The following is a 16,359-nucleotide window of genomic DNA, read 5'->3' as shown; positions in this document are numbered from 1 at the left end:
ATACTAAAATATGCAATTTCCCCTTTATTCTTCTGAATGCATTATTTTTATTCAAACCATGCTGACAATTATGAAAGAGATACTAAAACGCTGTGCAGATTCACTACTTTTTTATCCGGATGATTACGGCCATATTTACGGCGCTGTAAGAGAACTGCATAAACTTTATGCACCGATCACAGGCATTACTGCGGGTGTTCAGGGAGCCGGCAGTGATATATATTTACCGCAAGGTAAAGCCATTTCACCTCCTCATGCTGCATTCTGCCTGCTGGAAGGCCAGCGCACATCTGTTTTCATGCGCGGTATATACCAGGCTATTTTAAAACTGAAGACCATTTACCCGAGTACACGATTGACTATTTTATACGCAGGATGCGGTCCCTATGCAACACTGGTTACGCCTCTTACTACCCTATTCAAGGCTGAAGAGATTAACATCCAGATGCTCGATATAAACCCAATCTGCCTAGAAGCAGTAAAAAAACTATATACGGAACTGGGTCTCTCAGCTTATGTAGGGTCCTATATTTGCGAAGATGCTACCGTATATCAGGCGGAAATCCCCCCGCACCTGATTATTTCAGAAACCATGATGCATGCACTTGTCAGAGAACCGCAGGTTGCCATTATGCTCAACCTTATTCCTCAGTTAACTCCCGGAGGACTATTTATTCCACAGGAAATCACTGTAAGTGCTACGCTCTTGAATTTCTCCCAGGAATCCAAACGTTGCCTGGATGCCAGTTTTAATCCCAAACGCACATCTGTTGGAAAAATTTATACCATCAGTCAGCATAATTGCCAGAAACACCAGCCTGTTACGGTTAGAATGCCGGAAAATTTTGAAGAAACAAAAGAATTATATCTTTTAACAGACATCAGGGTGTTTAATGATCAAAAGCTTAGCATTAATGACTGTAGTCTCAATATACCTGTTAAGGTTCAGTCAGTTGAAGGTTATGAAGGCAGAGACGTAACATTTGAATATATCATGGGTGAAAAGCCTGCGTTTCGTCACCATTGGAGTTAAACAAACGTACTTCAGAAATCTATACCTGCATGAAAATTCTTGAAGATATTAATAGTCACAGAATTTATATCGCGGGGCGAATGTTTACCCAACTGTGATGTATAAGGCGACCGTCTTAAATATAAAACTATAATCTGATTTTTTTCTAGAGGGAATGACAGTGAGGAATACCAACAAGGAAAAATTAAATTAATAACCTAACCAATAATAATCACGTAATTACGATACTTAGGCTTATCCTCGTATATAAAATTTATATGCAAATTCAATGAAAAATAACAAAGCTCCGCTAGGCAACCTTAAATTACGATATCACTCATAATCCGAAAAAGTCACCAATAACAAGGAGCCGGCTTGTATTATTTAAATTAACTACTACCCTTTGTAGCCGCACCTTCTGAGATAGTTACAGCACCACTTTTAACCGCATCTTTAGAGATTAAAGTTACAACTGGTTCTGACCAGGTTTTGAGGCCTTCATTAGAATGAATCATGTTCATAAGTGAAATAATTTTAATAAAGTTATGAAAAAGAATAAAATATTACAAATTATTCTTTTCTAGCCACCTTACAATACAATGTAGCCTTTTTCTGTTCATCCTGCCATTCAAGATAAAATAATCGCGGTCGTTGTCGAGGCTATAACCCGCCATTAATTTATCAAAATTGACATAAGGAAGCCTTTCCGGCAGGCCCGCTTGTTTAAGCCACGCGGCTATACTTCCTTGATCTCTGATCCAATTCGGCAATACGAACGGATGGATCAACGATTCTTTATCTGTTCTCCTAATAATGCTCTCCGGTATAACAGCCGCCATGCTTTTCCGGTATAACAGCCGCCCACCAGTAGCATTGGCTTTCTGTCCGGCCGGAATACTCAGCATGAATTGCAGCAAGCGCCTGTCCGCCATCGGAAAACGGGTTTCAGATTTGTAAAGCAAACTATTTCTGTCTTCTGTTTCCGGCCTGTTGCTGACAAGTATTTTCTGTAAGGACATCTTTTGCAGTCTCCTGTAGCTTCGCGGCCATCCGGGCGGGTCTTTTACCAGGCGCTGGTATTCCGCATGGGATAATGTTGGTGTTAAAAAATTGCCTGGAAGGTTACGATGATTTTGTATAAATCTTTTTTTGCGGTAAGCTGTCAATGATTTCTCCAGATAACAGTCTGCTGTTGCTTTGAACAATAAAGCGAGCGCCTTCATAGCACCCATTTCTCGTTTTGCTTCTTTTAGGAATGTTCTATATCTCTTCTTTTCAAAATGTTCAAAAAAATAACCCTCTGCATAACTGGTGACCATCTGATCGCCGGGGAAACCGGACAAAAGCACACGCACGTTTTCTTCCACCACTTTCTTTTTAAGCGGATCATGCCATGGCAATAACACACCAGGGCCATCGTTGATTCGCAATGCCAAGTCTATCTCCTCCATAAAATTGCTGTAACCATCCTCTCTTATTTTTATTACCTTATCAACATTGGCAAATGCAATAACTTCATCAGCAAAATGTTCTTCAATCAGATCTTCTGTATTATGATAAAACGTTTTTGACTTTTCATCGAACCCGTACGAAAAAGTCGCTATTTTTTTCCCTTCTTCATGCAACATACGTGCAGCAATACATGTAATACCTGAAGAATCAAGTCCGCCGCTTAGTTCGGCTCCGACAGTGAATGCACTTCTTAGCCTGCATTTGATTGCTTCATCAAATAGTTCTTTGAAAGCATGAACATAATCACGTGGATCTTTATAAATTATTTCCTGCTCGGTATCCAGTTCCCAATATTTTGTAAGCTTTAGACATTTTCCTTGGATTGATACAAAATGCCCCGGTGGCAAACGGGATATCCCTTCATAAGATGTTTCCGCCTCATTATGATCAATAAATCCAACCATTTTCATCAGATAATCGTGATTTGCTTTTTGTTTAATACCAGGAATTGCAAGCAATCCTTTTTTTTCTGAAGCAAAAGCAAAAAAGTGATCATCTGAATAATAAAATAATGGCTTAATGCCAACATGATCCCTTACACAGAATAATTTTTGTTCTGAAGGGTCCCAGATTGCAAATGTGAAATCCCCCACAAAATGTGAAAGGCATTCTTCGCCATATTTACAATATGCTTTCAGTATCAGGATGCTGTCAGCCAACTGCGGCCTTTCATCCTGCATAACTCCAAGTTTTCTGAACAGTTCTTCACGGTTGTCTATCCTTGCATCCGCAACAATGGTCATCCCTGATACAGCATCTGTAAAAGGAAGTTTTTCGTGGAAGGATTCCGGCGTGTTAAATAAGGTCAATTGACCCAACATCGTCTGTTCGTCTGCCCATATACCAGAAGCATCAGCATTCCAATGGTCGAGAGCCACTTTCATCAAAACAGCTTCGTCTGTTAAGACTGGTTGTTTATCTATGTTACATTTACCGAAAATCGTACTCATACACATTAATTATCCGAAACAGCGACCCGGAATTATACCCCAGATCCGGCAATAGTATGCCGGCAGAAAAAAATCGTTGTAAAATAACATATTTATATGGATAATCTGGTTATCTGAACAAACCACTGTTAATTGTGCGTCTGCAGCCACTATTGTACCAGGAGGCTCATCCCTCTTTTCGCTGCCGGCAGTAGCATCCGTAATTTTTATCGGTGTACTGTTAATAAAAGTAATAGCACCTTTATTCCATGGATTACAAGCTTTAACGAGACGAACAATTTCATCTGCGGTCATCGTATCCCAGGTGATGGTAACATCCGCTGCCGCAGGCTTCTTATAATATTTCATTTCACCGTTCTTATGAGCAACAGGTACTACGGGTAAAGAATGCATAATTAGTTGCAGGATGAAAAACACGCCTTCCGTGCTTAACTGAGACAAGAGCATATCTGCAAGCCGGCAGTTATAATGAGCCATATTATCTATTTCCTTCATCCATACAACAGGACCATCATCAAACTTCTCGGATAGCAGATGTATAGACACGGTCAATTTTGGCACGCCCAGTTTTAGCTGCCAGAATACAGGAGAAGGTCCGCGGAACCCGGGCAGGGCGCCTGAATGGATATTAAACATTTTTACGTTTAGGTTACCTGTTTTTTTTATATCGATGAGACGTGGGTAGCCTGATACAAAAACTACATCCGGCGCAACAGATTTTATCCAATTGTACAGGTCTTTATCCGCATTTTTTTCAATGGCACAGGCTATATGCTGAGCCTGCATGAAAGCTTCCACCTGCTGGTTGGCGAAAGGATCCGGTGACGGGCAAAAAAATACATGCACCTCTAAGCCACGGGCTTTAAGTGCATGTATCAGGTATAGAGCATATTCGTTATTTGTAATGATACCTATGCGCATGAGTCAGTTTGGTTCAGGCATAAACATACGCAATTATCATTACGGCCGCATAGGAAAGTTTCCAGAGAGCGCAATAATGAAATTCATCACAACATATGGCATCAGGTTATTGTGCGAACCTGCACCTCCGGTATTAACCACCGTTGCGGTATCCAGCGTACCATTTGCGGCAGCGGGATTATAAAAATCTACCGCTGAATATGTTCCACCGGCACCATTGGATTGTGCAAGAACAGCTCCATTCGGCGAAGTTGTTGTTGCAGGGGCTGTTGACGCAACCATAGCATGATTATGTGCAGGCATGGTTGACTCATCGATCGTTACACTAACAGCACCTCCGGTTTGTCCTAGTACATAATTATTAGTTCCTCCCGATATAACACCGAAACTGACAGGCACCCTGCCCCTTAGATCAGGAAGATTAAAAGTATTAACACCATCTCCGCCATAGGTAGTTCCTATCAATGCAAACAATCCCGGATTTCCGCTAACCGAAATCGAAGCACCATTGCAGATTGCCCAGCCAACCGGAGCGTAGGATCCCGCAAAAAGTCTTATTTCACCAACATAATTATCCATTTTAAATTAGTTTAACTGTTATCAACTATTTTTTACTCTGTTAAGGACGTGGGGGATAGAGTCCCGATATTGCAATACAATAATTCAGTACCAGAAAAGGCGACCTGTTTTCATGCGCACCACCGCCACCAGTAGAAGTAACTGAACTTGATAACAACGTTGTTAATGTATTGGCCTGTGGATTTACGGCATAAAGATTGGCAATTGAAGCATTTGTAGTAACAGTTGCTCCTGCTGTTTTTACATTCGTGTTACTCAAAAAGTTAGTGTTAGGGTTACCGAGATCATAACTGTTATTGGCCAATATTGAATGCGTATGCGCCGGCAAATTGGCTGCAACAAGCGTTACCGCTTCCGCCCCCCCTGCAACGCCCTGAGTAGGATATTGAGCAGACTTATGAATTATAGCACGTCCGTTCAGATTAGGCAGATTAAAGTTTTGGTTATTCCCACCATACAGATTGCCTATCAGCGAGTATAATGCCTGATTACCTGTTACGGCCAGACTCTGACCGTTACAAAGCGCCCAGCCACTGGGCGCATAATTAAATGGGAATAGTCTGATCTCTCCAAGAAGTGGATCCATAATATATTTTTTTTGTTTTAATTAATTAACCTTAACAAGATCGAAGCAAGCTCCTCCTAATTAGGATTTTCAGGCCAGATACCATTTTGAACACAAATACAATAGTTCATGACCAGAAAAGGCCCCATGTTATTATGAGGAGTATTTGTTCCAACAACCCCCATCTCAATTGCCGACATGGTAATTGAAGATGTATTTGAATAAGCGGCGATATTGGATTTTGTTGTGCCAGTAGTTGCTGCGGGCACTGCAACCGAGACCGTTGGTCCTGGCGCATTTGTTGTTCCCTGGCCAATTACAGCCTTAACTGAGTGATTGTGATTAGGCATCTGGTTGGTAAGCAGGCCTTGTGTTGCCGATCCACCGGTTTCGCCTAAGGTATCAAAGGGAGTTTGTCTGGTATCCAGTTGCGTCGCAATAGCGCCCTGAAGGTTCGGTAAATTGAAATACCCTTGTTGTATATTACCTCCGTAAGAGGTTCCGATGATCGCAAACAATGCCTGATACTGATTGATAGGCACTTGCCTCCCATCGCAGGGTAACCAGTCAAGCGGAGCATAGGTAAAGCCAAAAGGCCTGATTTCTCCATAAAACGGATCTGCCATAATAATTGTATTTTAAAGGTTAAGGAAATATGTTTTATCGCAACCGGAATTACGGGTTGCTATTGTCAGCAACAGGACCAGGTGACACGGGTGGAACCGAGACCGCACCGGGAGCTGTTATGCCTCCGGAAGGCGGGCTGGTTTTGTTCTCCGTACTCTTGATTGCCGCGTAAGTACCCGAACTGATACCCAGCAGCATCAGTACATTATCACTCACATCCGGAAGAATGGTATCGATACAGGCTGTTCCCGAACAACATCCGGCAGGCACACAGTTCATCAGGTTATGCAATGCACAAGTGATGAACCATGCTCCGATCACCATGTTGAAGATCACGGTCTGCAGCCGGTGGATACTTACCCCATTATTGTCTGAAAGAATATCGATAAAGAAATTATCGCCATTGGTCTCCTGGCTCAGAATGCGCAGCGGCTTTGTGGCATCACCCACATCTATCAGTCTTCCGGCAGCAGTTGTGGCCGCACTGATCCCGAGGAGGATTACCGTGGAATTGGCCAGGGCCGGGATATTTCCGCGCGTAATGAATATGGTGATGAAAAGCGACATGATCACCAGCGTCCACCAGGCCAGCTGGGAACGCGAATAGCTATAAGGTTTTTTAGGCGCGGAACTTTCATCACGCAACAGATCATATTTTTTATCTAAAAAAATGATGATGAATAACAGGATCGCGAACACGACCCAGTAAACCAACAAAGGATGTTGCTGCATGGATAATAGATTGTTAGTTAAGGTTGAAAGCGAATGGATTATCTGTAGGAAACAGTTGTTCTATTCTGCATCCAATATAGAAGGGATTTTTTACAAAAGCAAGTGATTCTCAAAAAATAATGCAGTTATTTTTTAAGTAATAATACGGGGGTATTTTTCCCGGTATCGACAGAAGATGCATCCATTTTCTCTTATCGCTTTTAATTATTTTTTTCATGCCTTTTATTACCGGATTATGAACAATTCTCATTTTCTTTCCTGTTATTTTCAAAATGATCACTCGTTGCATCCAGGCAATAGACTCACGGCTTAACTTTGGCACGAGTTGATATACCAGTTATTCATGAGCAAAGAAAAAAACAGTTACCTTTTTACCCAGCACTTGTCGGTAACAAGACAAAACAGGGAAACCCACAAAGGAAATAAAGCTTTTACATTATGGTTCACAGGTTTGTCCGGCGCAGGCAAATCAACCATTGCTTCCTTGCTCGACAAATGGCTGTTTGACAACGGTTATCATTCTTATGTACTGGATGGCGACAATACACGTTTAGGCATCAACAGCGATCTTGGTTTTTCAAAAGAAGACAGGACTGAAAATATCCGCCGTGTTGCAGAAATGTGCAGGCTGTTCAACGATGCCGGCATCATTACCATTGCGTCTTTTATTTCGCCTTTTGAAAACGACAGGGAAAAAGCTTCAGCCATCATCGGGAAAGACAGCTTTTATGAATTATTCATCGATTCTCCGCTTGAAACCTGCAGGAAAAGAGATACAAAAGGTTTATACCTGCTTGCAGAACAGGGAAAGATCACCGATTTCACTGGTATCAGCAGTCCATATGAGAAGCCTGAAAAACCCGACCTTCATCTTCATACTGCTGAAAAATCTCCGGAAGACAGCCTCATCGAATTGATCACATGGTTGCGCCAAAGCAGCAAACTGCTGAAATAAGACTCTTTTTACCTGGCTTTACCTATACACTTATACGCATCACCGATTATATCTTTGTTTTATAAAGCGTGGTTTTATCTTGTACTACCCTTCTGCGCAAACAACTAAGTAGTATGAAAAAAATTCTCACCTGCTTGTGCATGTGCGCATCTGTATTTTTTGGATTTGGACAGACAACCGGAACTATTAAAGGTAAACTGACCGACACACTTTCGAAACAAACCCTCAAAGACGCTTCTGTAACCGTGCTGAATGCAGGCGACTCAACGCTTGAAATGGCAGGTCTTTCCAAAGCAGACGGAAGTTTCGAGATCGGCAACATCCCGTTTGGATCCTATATTGTGCATGTTGCATTCCAGGGCTTCGATCCATTTTATAGAAATATCTCGTTATCCAAAACCAATGCAGTGCATGATCTCGGCAATATCATTCTTCATGTGCACGAGAACGATCTGGGCATGGTAACCGTTACCCAATCGCCTATCACTGTAAGGAACGACACCATTGAATATAATGCTTCCAGTTTCAAAACAAAACCCAATGCGGTAGTGGAAGACCTGCTGAAGAAATTCCCGGGCATGGATGTAGACAAGAACGGCGGTGTAAAAGCCCAGGGCGAAACGGTGCAGCGTATACTGGTAAACGGTAAAAGGTTTTTCGGAGATGATCCGAAACTTGCAACGAAGAACCTGCCACCGGATATCGTTGATAAGATCCAGGTATTCGACGATCTCAGTGACCAGAGCAAATTCACCGGATTTGACGATGGCAATCGTGTTAAAACGATTAATATCACTACCAAGAAAGACAAGCAGAAAGGTTATTTCGGGAAAGCTGTGGCCGGTGCCGGCGATAATGGCACTTATGATGAAAGTATTAACCTGCATCGCATGAACGGCAACCAGCAGATCGCAATTGTGGGGCAGGCAAATAATATCAACAAGCAGAGCTTTACTTCACAGGATTTCCTGAATGGAGGAAATGGCGGTGGCCGCGGCCGCAGTGGCGGCGGTGGCGCGGGCATCACTACCAGTCTTGCGGGCGGCCTCAATTACCGCGATACCTGGGGAAGCAAGACAGATGTATCGGGCAGTTATTTTTACAACGACCAGCGTACCAATTCCGAACAGGAAACACGCACACAGAATATCCTGAAGCAGGATTCTTCTTCTTATAATGAACGCGAAAGGAATTCATTAAGAAGCAACCGCAATCACCGCATCAATTTCAATATAGAATCAAAACCGGATTCTAACAATTCATGGGTATTCCGACCCAATATCAGTTTTCAGCAGGCAGTGCCATCTTCTTCGTCATCCAATCTCACTACCGCCGATCCTGATGGTAAACTTGTTAACCGTTCCGCAAGTACATCTTCAGGAACCAACAGCGGGTTCAATATCAATGGCAGCAATCTCCAGTTCAGGCATCGCTTTGCGAAAAAAGCACGCACGGTTTCGCTTGATCTCGGATTTTCTGCAGGCACCAATAACAGCCAGGGTTATAATTATTCGATCAATGATTTCTTCAGACCGGTAAGCAAAACAGATACGCTTAACCAGTATTATATCAGCAAATCCAATTCGTTCAGTTTCAGTCCTACCCTGTCTTATACAGAACCTATCGGCAGAAACCAGATACTCGAATTCAATTATAACTTTTCCTATTCGCGCAATAACTCATCCAACAATACTTACCGTTTCAACAAGCAGACGGGTACTTATTCCACGTTCGACAGTCTTTTCAGCAATTCATATAATTTCACCAGTACTTCCAACAGGGGCAGCCTCAACTACCGGCTCCAGGGAACCAAATACAATTTCAGCCTGGGAAGCGGCATTCAGTTTACCGAGCAGAACAGCCTGAATACAACCAAAAATATCCAGGTGATCAACAAGTTCACCAACTTCACACCAACGGCCAATTTCCAGTATAATTTTTCGAAAACAAGGAACCTGCGTGTGAACTATAACGGCCGTACCGGCCAGCCTTCGATCCAGCAATTGCAACCGCTCGTTACCACCAGCGACTCCATTAATTTTCAGATCGGCAATCCTGACCTGAAGCCACAGTTCACCCATAGCCTGCGCGTGTTATATCATTCATTCGATCCCGTTACCCAACGCGTTTTCATGTTCACGGTGAATGCAAGTGCGGTTCATAATGACATACAGAGTTCTGTGATCCAGAATGCGAACGGCGGCAGAACTTCTACCAGTGTAAACCTCGACGGTACTTATGCCATTTCAGGCTACCTGAACTATGGATTCCCTTTAAAAAATCCGAAATCGAACCTGAATTTCACTACCAACGTAAACTATAACCAGGCTCAGACACTTGTAAACAAACAAAGCAATTTTACCCGCAATACGCAGTTGTCGCAAACCATCAAGTGGACCACCAATCTGAAAGATAATTTCGATATGAATTTCAGCGCAACCACTTCTTATACCATTGCGCGGAACAGCTTGCAGTCTACGCAGAATGCCAACTATTATTCGCAATCCTTCTCTACCGAAGCAACTTATTACACCGATAACGGCTGGATCGTGTCGGCCGACTTCGATTATACTTATACAGGCAACCGCACCGGCGGATTCAGCGCGAGCGTTCCTTTGCTGAATCCATCCATCGCCAAGCAATTTCTGAAAAACAATGCCGGCGAATTAAGGTTATCTGTTTTTGACCTGCTGAACCAGAACCAGAGCGTTACCCGCAGCGTAACCGGTAGCACCATACAAGACCAGCGTTCTACAGTACTCACGCGTTATGCCATGCTTACGTTTACCTATAACCTGCGCCAGTTCGGTGCAAAACCAAAACGCAGGCCGTTTATGCAGGCAACGCCACGTAACGGTAACGGAGGTGGTATGATACGCCAGGGAGGCGGAAGACCAGGCGGCATGCGCGGTGGCCGTAATGAAGAATAAGAATTTGTTACAATAAAAGAAAACAGGCAGACTTGTCAGGCCTGCCTGTTTTATATAACTATTGCAAAGTTATTTTTTTATCAACTCCAAGGCCTTCAGTACGGTCGGATCTGTGAGATTGGCTACTTCAAAATAACCCTCTGCTCGCCAGATCTGGCGGCCCATCTGTGCACGCAATTGTTTTACCAGTTCACCCCTGTCTTTAGGCGCAACTGCATCGAGATAAATACTGTCTTTCCTTACATAAGAAACAAAGGCATTCCAGTCGTTCTCGTCGTTCATGAATTTCGAAGGGATCTCCAGCGCAGATTTTGCTTTAGACAATTCCGGGTGCTGCATATAAAAACGGTACACAAAACTGCTGAGGAGATTCTTACGGTATAATTTCATCAGCAGGCTGTCGATCCTTGTTGTATCGTAAGGAACAAATACATCAGGTGTAATTCCACCGCCGCCGTATACAATACGTCCGCCCGGTGTTTTATACGGCTTGGTTTCATGTTTTGAAGTATCACCTTTTACCATCTCTCCATTCTGGAAACGGGATACCAGCTCCTCTTCGTATTCCTTCTTTCCCTTCGTATAGGATTTCTGGATGTTGCGGCCAAGTGGAGTGAAATAGCGGGCTATCGTGAGTCTTACCGCCCCGCCATCGCTGAGCTGGAACTGCTGTTGCACAAGTCCTTTGCCAAAACTTCTCCTGCCGATGATGGTGGCGCGATCCCAGTCCTGCAGGGCACCGCTCAGCACTTCGCTGGCAGAAGCAGATGTTTCATCGATCAGCACCGTGAGTTTACCGGTTTCAAACAATCCGGGACGTTTACAGTGGTACTCATATTTTTCTACATGTTCGCCTTCGGTATAAACGATCAGTTTATCATCACTCAGGAATTCGTCGGCAATGGCAGTGGCTTCTTTTAACAGACCGCCGCCGTTTCCGCGCAGATCGAGGATCAGTTCTTTCATACCTTCTTTCTGCAGTTTTTCAAGCTGGGTCATGAACTCTTCATAGGTTCTGTCCCCGAACTTGTTAATGCGGATAAATCCGGTAGTAGCATTCATCATATAGCCCACATCAACGGAAGCCACAGGGATCACGCCTCTTTCGATCGTAATATTCTTCACTTCATTTCCCCTGAGTATTTTCACGGTTACAGAAGAGCTGGCAGGGCCTCTCAGGCGTTTGCGGATATCGTCGGGGTTTAATTTCCTGCCTGCAAGCGCAATACTGTCGTTCACCGCCAGGAACTTATCTCCCACACGGATCCCGGCCCTGGCAGAAGGTCCGTCTTTGATCACGTTCATCACATTAACGGTATCGTCAAAGAGTTGAAATTCAACACCAATTCCCTGGAAATTGCCCATCAGTTCTTCGTTCACATCGTCGAGATAGGCTGCGGGAATATAAATGGAATGCGGATCGAGGTGAGAAAGCAATTCGGTGGCTGCCAGTTCATTGATACTGTCGGCCGATACTTTATCAACATACCTGTTACGGATCAGTTCTACCAGCTCCTGCAGTGAACTGCGCCTGGCGGTATTAAAAAACCTGTTACCGGTGGTTTTGCCTTTCAGCTGGTAGCCAATGACCATGCCGAGCACCATCACCAACGAAAAAAGCAGGGGTAACCAAACCTTTAATTTTTTACTTCCCATATTCTTCTGCTTGATTAGAGAGCGGCAAATATCCACATTAAGAATGAAATAAGGTTACCGGCCATGAAGTTTAGCATAATAATGCGTTTTTGTGCTTATTTCGAATTGAAATATGTTGTAAGTTTGACATTAGTGCGTTTTTTTGCTTACTTCGTGCTTGAAAAGAATGCAAAGCAGGTCTGCAAGTGACCTCCACGCATACATATATTTAAATAGTATTATGCCAATAAAACTGATTGCTGACAGTGGCGCGACGAAGTGCGAATGGTGCCTGTTGCAGAATGGCCGTAAAAAAACCATCCACACCCAGGGTATCAGCCCCTATTTCCTGTCGGCAGAACAGATCACAGAACTCCTCAGCAAAGAATTGCTTTCCAAGCTGAAAAATGTTACAGTGGACGAAGTGTTCTTTTATGGCACAGGACTGTCTAATCCGGATAATGTAAAAATCCTCAAAAAGGTACTGAAACAGGCTTTCCCGAAAGCAAAAATAGAAGTGAACCACGACCTGCTTGCGGCTGCAAGATCGCTTTGCGGCAACCAGAAAGGCATTGCCTGCATCCTCGGAACCGGCACTAACTCAGCTTATTATAACGGGAAGAATATTGTGAAGAACAGTCCCGGCCTCGGCTATGTGCTGGGCGATGAAGGAAGCGGCGCTTACCTGGGCAAGAAAGTGCTGCAGTATTACCTGTACCGCACATTCGATGAGGAGCTGCAATCACGCTTCGAAAAGCGATTCCCCGGTATTACAGCGCCGGAGATTCTCGACAATGTTTACAAAAAACCACTGGCTAACCGTTACCTGGCATCCTATGCCATTTTTCTTGCGGAGAACCGCGGGCATTATATGATCGAGAATATCATTGAAGATGGCCTGAACGACTTTTTCTTTACTCACTTATATAAATACAGAGAAACGTGGACCTTGCCGGTCAATTTTGTAGGCAGTATCGCTTTCGGTTTCAAAGATGTGCTGAAAGATTTATGCAACAGCTATGAGCTTGAACTGGGCAAAGTGATCAAAGCCCCGATGCAGGGATTAATCGACTATCACCGTTAAAATTCATTTATGTCAGAATTCATAAAAGTAACAGAACAACCTTCTACTTACAGGCATCTTGAAAAAATGCCGATTCATGAATTACTTGTAAATATCAACAATGAAGATAAGCAGGTACCATTGGCAGTGGAGAGGGCCATACCGCAGATAGAGAAGCTGGTAGCAGCCATAACGGATAAAATGCTGGCCGGCGGACGTTTGTTCTACATCGGAGCAGGAACCAGCGGCCGATTGGGTATTGTGGATGCGAGTGAATGTCCTCCATCTTTTGGCGTCCCTTACGGGCTCGTGATAGGCCTGATCGCAGGGGGCGAAAAAGCAATTACCCAGGCGGTAGAGTTTGCGGAAGACAGTACGGAAGAAGGCTGGGCAGATCTGCAGAAGCATTTTGTAAGTGATAAAGATGTGGTAGTAGGGCTTGCAGCCAGCGGCACCACGCCATATGTGATCAGTGCGCTCAAAGAATGCAGGAAGAGAGGTATTATTACAGGAAGCATCAGTTGTAATCCATCTTCACCGGTATCTGCAGAAGCGGATTTCCCTGTTGAAGTAGTGGTAGGACCGGAATTTGTAACCGGCAGCACCCGCATGAAAAGCGGAACAGCGCAGAAGCTGGTGCTGAACATGATCTCAACCGCAACCATGATACAGCTGGGACGTGTAGAAGACAACAAAATGGTAAACATGCAGCTCAGCAATGTGAAACTGGTAGATCGTGGCGTGAAGATGGTGATGGACAACCTCCACATGGCCGATTATGAAAAGGCAAAAGACCTGCTGCTGAAACATGGCAGTGTGAAAAAAGCAGTTGAAGCGGTAAGCTGAGCAACTGAATAAAAAGATTTGAATATCTTTGCAAATACCAATCAAGGACTGCAATTCTAACAGCCCCTGATTGGTATTTTTTTTATTATGCATGAAATAGAACCTTTTTACAACTGGCGGCATATTTACACTTCGGAAGAAGACCCGCGCTCGCCTTTTTTTGGCAGAACCTACAGCGAGTTCGAGTTTTCGCAGACGGTTTACAATTACTATATCCATCCGCAATGGGACGATTTCGGTAGTCGTACACTGTACATGAAGATCATTTATGCTGATTATGAGCTGCAGTTTGCGGTGATAGAACTGATCGGCGAGTGGAACGATGCCATCGAGAATGATATCATGGAAATGAAACGCGAAGTGATGGACCTCCTGTTCAATGAAGGGATCACCAAATACATACTTATTGCAGAAAATGTGCTCAATTTTCACAGCAGCGACAAGGAATATTACCAGGAATGGTATGAGGAAGTAAGCGACGAGAACGGCTGGGTTATTGCACTGAATATGAGTGAAGCTGCACAGCATGATTTCAGGAAAAAGAAGCTGAATTATTATATTGAACTGATGGAGATCCCGGAATGGCGCACTTACAAGCCCTACCATCTTTTCAAAAAGATAGACGATGAACTGATGAAGCGGCTCGACTAGCTTCACGCCCTCTTTCGCATCCTGACGCATAAGGATTACCTTTGCAGGATGGAACAGAAGAACATGCCTTTTAAAGCTTACCTGGAGAACCTCGGTATCGATTCATTGAACGAGATGCAGGAAGCGTCGATCCGGGCAAACGAAGAACATGCAGATGTGGTACTTTTATCAGATACCGGATCCGGCAAAACGCTGGCATTCCTGCTGCCTGTGCTGCAGCGGATGGACAAGGCGAAGAAACACACGCAGGCGCTGATCATCACCCCTTCCCGCGAACTGGCGTTACAGATAGAAAAAGTATTCAAAACCATGGGTACGGGTTTTAAAGTGACCTGCTGCTACGGCGGTCATCTGCGTGAAACAGAAGAGAACAACCTCAAAGAAGCCCCTGCACTCATCATCGGAACACCCGGCCGCCTGGGCGATCATTTACGCAGAGGAAATATTCAACCTGATGGAATAGAAACGCTTGTACTGGACGAGTTCGACAAATCCCTGGAAGCCGGTTTCCAGGAAGAAATGGAAGAAGTGATCGCAGCAATGACCAACCTGAAAAAAAGAATCCTCACTTCTGCAACAGGCGGCGAGGAGATCCCGGCATTCATTGGCCTGCAAAATCCTTTAACACTGGACTTTCTTTCAGGCGAAGCGCCGGATATGCTGGCCATACAGGTTTTAAAAAGCGAAGAAAAAGACAAGGCAGAAACCCTCTTCAGGCTGATCTGCATGCTGGGCAACCGTTCTGCCATCGTTTTCTGTAACCACAGGGATGCAGTTGAACGTACCAGTCATATCCTTTCCGAAAAAGGCATTCTCAATGTATTCTATCACGGCGCACTGGAGCAGCGCGAACGCGACAGCGCATTGTGCAAATTCAGGAATGGTTCCTCCAACGTACTGGTAACTACAGACCTCGCATCACGCGGACTTGACATCGCCAATATCAGGTACATCATTCATTATCACCTGCCTGCCACAGAAGATGTTTACACGCACCGTAACGGCCGCACCGCACGTATGGAAGCAAGCGGCACCGCGATCCTCCTTTTAGGACCTGAAGAGAAACTGCCTTCATTTGTAAACCCGGAAGAACTGAGCGAAATCAGCTTACCGGAAAAGGCAGAATTGCCTGAGAAACCCAAATGGACCACGTTATTCATTGCAGCAGGCAAAAAAGATAAAGTGAATAAAATAGATATCGTAGGTTTTTTTTCCAATAAAGCGCATCTGAAAAAAGAAGACATCGGCCTCATTGAAGTGAAAGATCATTTCTCTTTTGTTGCAGTGAGAAAACTGCAATCAAGCCGCATCTTACATCTTATCCAATCAGAAAAGATCAAAAACAAAAAAGTGCGGATCGAGTTTGCGAGATAACCCGATC

15 protein-coding genes are annotated in these 16,359 nt (G+C 44.0%); 7 read left to right on the top strand and 8 right to left on the bottom strand.

Annotation, left to right across the window (positions count from 1 at the left end):
• Nucleotides 1–10 precede the first annotated feature (10 nt).
• The gene (locus B5D42_RS04645; protein ID WP_139366985.1) at nt 11–1,033 is read left to right on the top strand and encodes an SAM-dependent methyltransferase; all 1,023 of its coding nucleotides are present in this window, start codon (nt 11–13) and stop codon (nt 1,031–1,033) included.
• A gap of 368 nt (nt 1,034–1,401) precedes the next feature.
• On the opposite strand, the gene B5D42_RS18220 is transcribed toward B5D42_RS04645, so the two are convergent.
• The 7 genes from B5D42_RS18220 to B5D42_RS04615 are packed head-to-tail and all read right to left on the bottom strand — an operon-like array spanning nt 1,402 to nt 6,898.
• Nucleotides 1,402–1,533: a hypothetical protein gene (locus tag B5D42_RS18220; protein WP_262507767.1), complete on the bottom strand. Its 132-nt coding sequence runs from the start codon at nt 1,531–1,533 to the stop codon at nt 1,402–1,404.
• Nucleotides 1,534–1,575: 42 nt separating this feature from the next.
• Entirely contained in the window at nt 1,576–3,474 is a 1,899-nt protein-coding gene (locus B5D42_RS04640; protein ID WP_176112900.1) for an asparagine synthase-related protein, read from the bottom strand.
• Between the two features lie 9 nt (nt 3,475–3,483).
• Nucleotides 3,484–4,395 (bottom strand): formyltransferase family protein, encoded by a 912-nt coding sequence (locus B5D42_RS04635; RefSeq protein WP_078830273.1) that lies wholly within the window; start codon nt 4,393–4,395, stop codon nt 3,484–3,486.
• A gap of 39 nt (nt 4,396–4,434) precedes the next feature.
• Complete coding sequence (locus B5D42_RS04630; RefSeq protein WP_078830272.1) at nt 4,435–4,974, bottom strand: phage tail protein; 540 nt, start codon at nt 4,972–4,974, stop codon at nt 4,435–4,437.
• Nucleotides 4,975–5,014: 40 nt separating this feature from the next.
• Complete coding sequence (locus B5D42_RS04625; protein ID WP_078830271.1) at nt 5,015–5,560, bottom strand: phage tail protein; 546 nt, start codon at nt 5,558–5,560, stop codon at nt 5,015–5,017.
• A gap of 56 nt (nt 5,561–5,616) precedes the next feature.
• Nucleotides 5,617–6,165, bottom strand: a complete 549-nt coding sequence (locus tag B5D42_RS04620; RefSeq protein ID WP_078830270.1) for a phage tail protein — start codon at nt 6,163–6,165, stop codon at nt 5,617–5,619.
• 49 nt (nt 6,166–6,214) lie between these two features.
• Nucleotides 6,215–6,898, bottom strand: a complete 684-nt coding sequence (locus tag B5D42_RS04615) for a hypothetical protein (protein WP_139366984.1) — start codon at nt 6,896–6,898, stop codon at nt 6,215–6,217.
• A gap of 343 nt (nt 6,899–7,241) precedes the next feature.
• Between B5D42_RS04615 and cysC the strand changes: the two genes are divergently transcribed.
• Nucleotides 7,242–7,853 carry an adenylyl-sulfate kinase gene (gene cysC, locus B5D42_RS04610; protein WP_078830267.1) on the top strand — a complete coding sequence of 204 codons (612 nt, stop codon included), beginning with the start codon at nt 7,242–7,244 and terminating at the stop codon, nt 7,851–7,853.
• 113 nt (nt 7,854–7,966) lie between these two features.
• Nucleotides 7,967–10,783, top strand: a complete 2,817-nt coding sequence (locus B5D42_RS04605) for an outer membrane beta-barrel family protein (RefSeq protein WP_078830266.1) — start codon at nt 7,967–7,969, stop codon at nt 10,781–10,783.
• Between the two features lie 69 nt (nt 10,784–10,852).
• Here the strand turns inward: B5D42_RS04605 and B5D42_RS04600 are convergent, their stop codons facing one another.
• Nucleotides 10,853–12,439 carry a S41 family peptidase gene (locus B5D42_RS04600; protein WP_078830265.1) on the bottom strand — a complete coding sequence of 529 codons (1,587 nt, stop codon included), beginning with the start codon at nt 12,437–12,439 and terminating at the stop codon, nt 10,853–10,855.
• 220 nt (nt 12,440–12,659) lie between these two features.
• Between B5D42_RS04600 and B5D42_RS04595 the strand changes: the two genes are divergently transcribed.
• The 4 genes from B5D42_RS04595 (at nt 12,660) to B5D42_RS04580 (ending at nt 16,352) form a co-directional block, all read left to right on the top strand.
• Nucleotides 12,660–13,502 carry an N-acetylglucosamine kinase gene (locus B5D42_RS04595; RefSeq protein WP_078830264.1) on the top strand — a complete coding sequence of 281 codons (843 nt, stop codon included), beginning with the start codon at nt 12,660–12,662 and terminating at the stop codon, nt 13,500–13,502.
• Between the two features lie 9 nt (nt 13,503–13,511).
• Nucleotides 13,512–14,327 (top strand): N-acetylmuramic acid 6-phosphate etherase, encoded by an 816-nt coding sequence (gene murQ, locus B5D42_RS04590; RefSeq protein ID WP_078830263.1) that lies wholly within the window; start codon nt 13,512–13,514, stop codon nt 14,325–14,327.
• 87 nt (nt 14,328–14,414) lie between these two features.
• Entirely contained in the window at nt 14,415–14,978 is a 564-nt protein-coding gene (locus B5D42_RS04585) for a hypothetical protein (protein ID WP_078830262.1), read from the top strand.
• A 48-nt stretch (nt 14,979–15,026) separates the two neighbouring features.
• Entirely contained in the window at nt 15,027–16,352 is a 1,326-nt protein-coding gene (locus tag B5D42_RS04580; RefSeq protein WP_078830261.1) for a DEAD/DEAH box helicase, read from the top strand.
• Nucleotides 16,353–16,359: the final 7 nt, after the last annotated feature.

Source organism: Sediminibacterium ginsengisoli (assembly GCF_900167075.1).
In the GTDB taxonomy this organism is placed as follows: Bacteria; Bacteroidota; Bacteroidia; order Chitinophagales; family Chitinophagaceae; genus Sediminibacterium; species Sediminibacterium ginsengisoli.
Note: the sequence above shows the minus strand (reverse complement) of the source record. Positions and strands in the feature narration are given on the sequence as shown.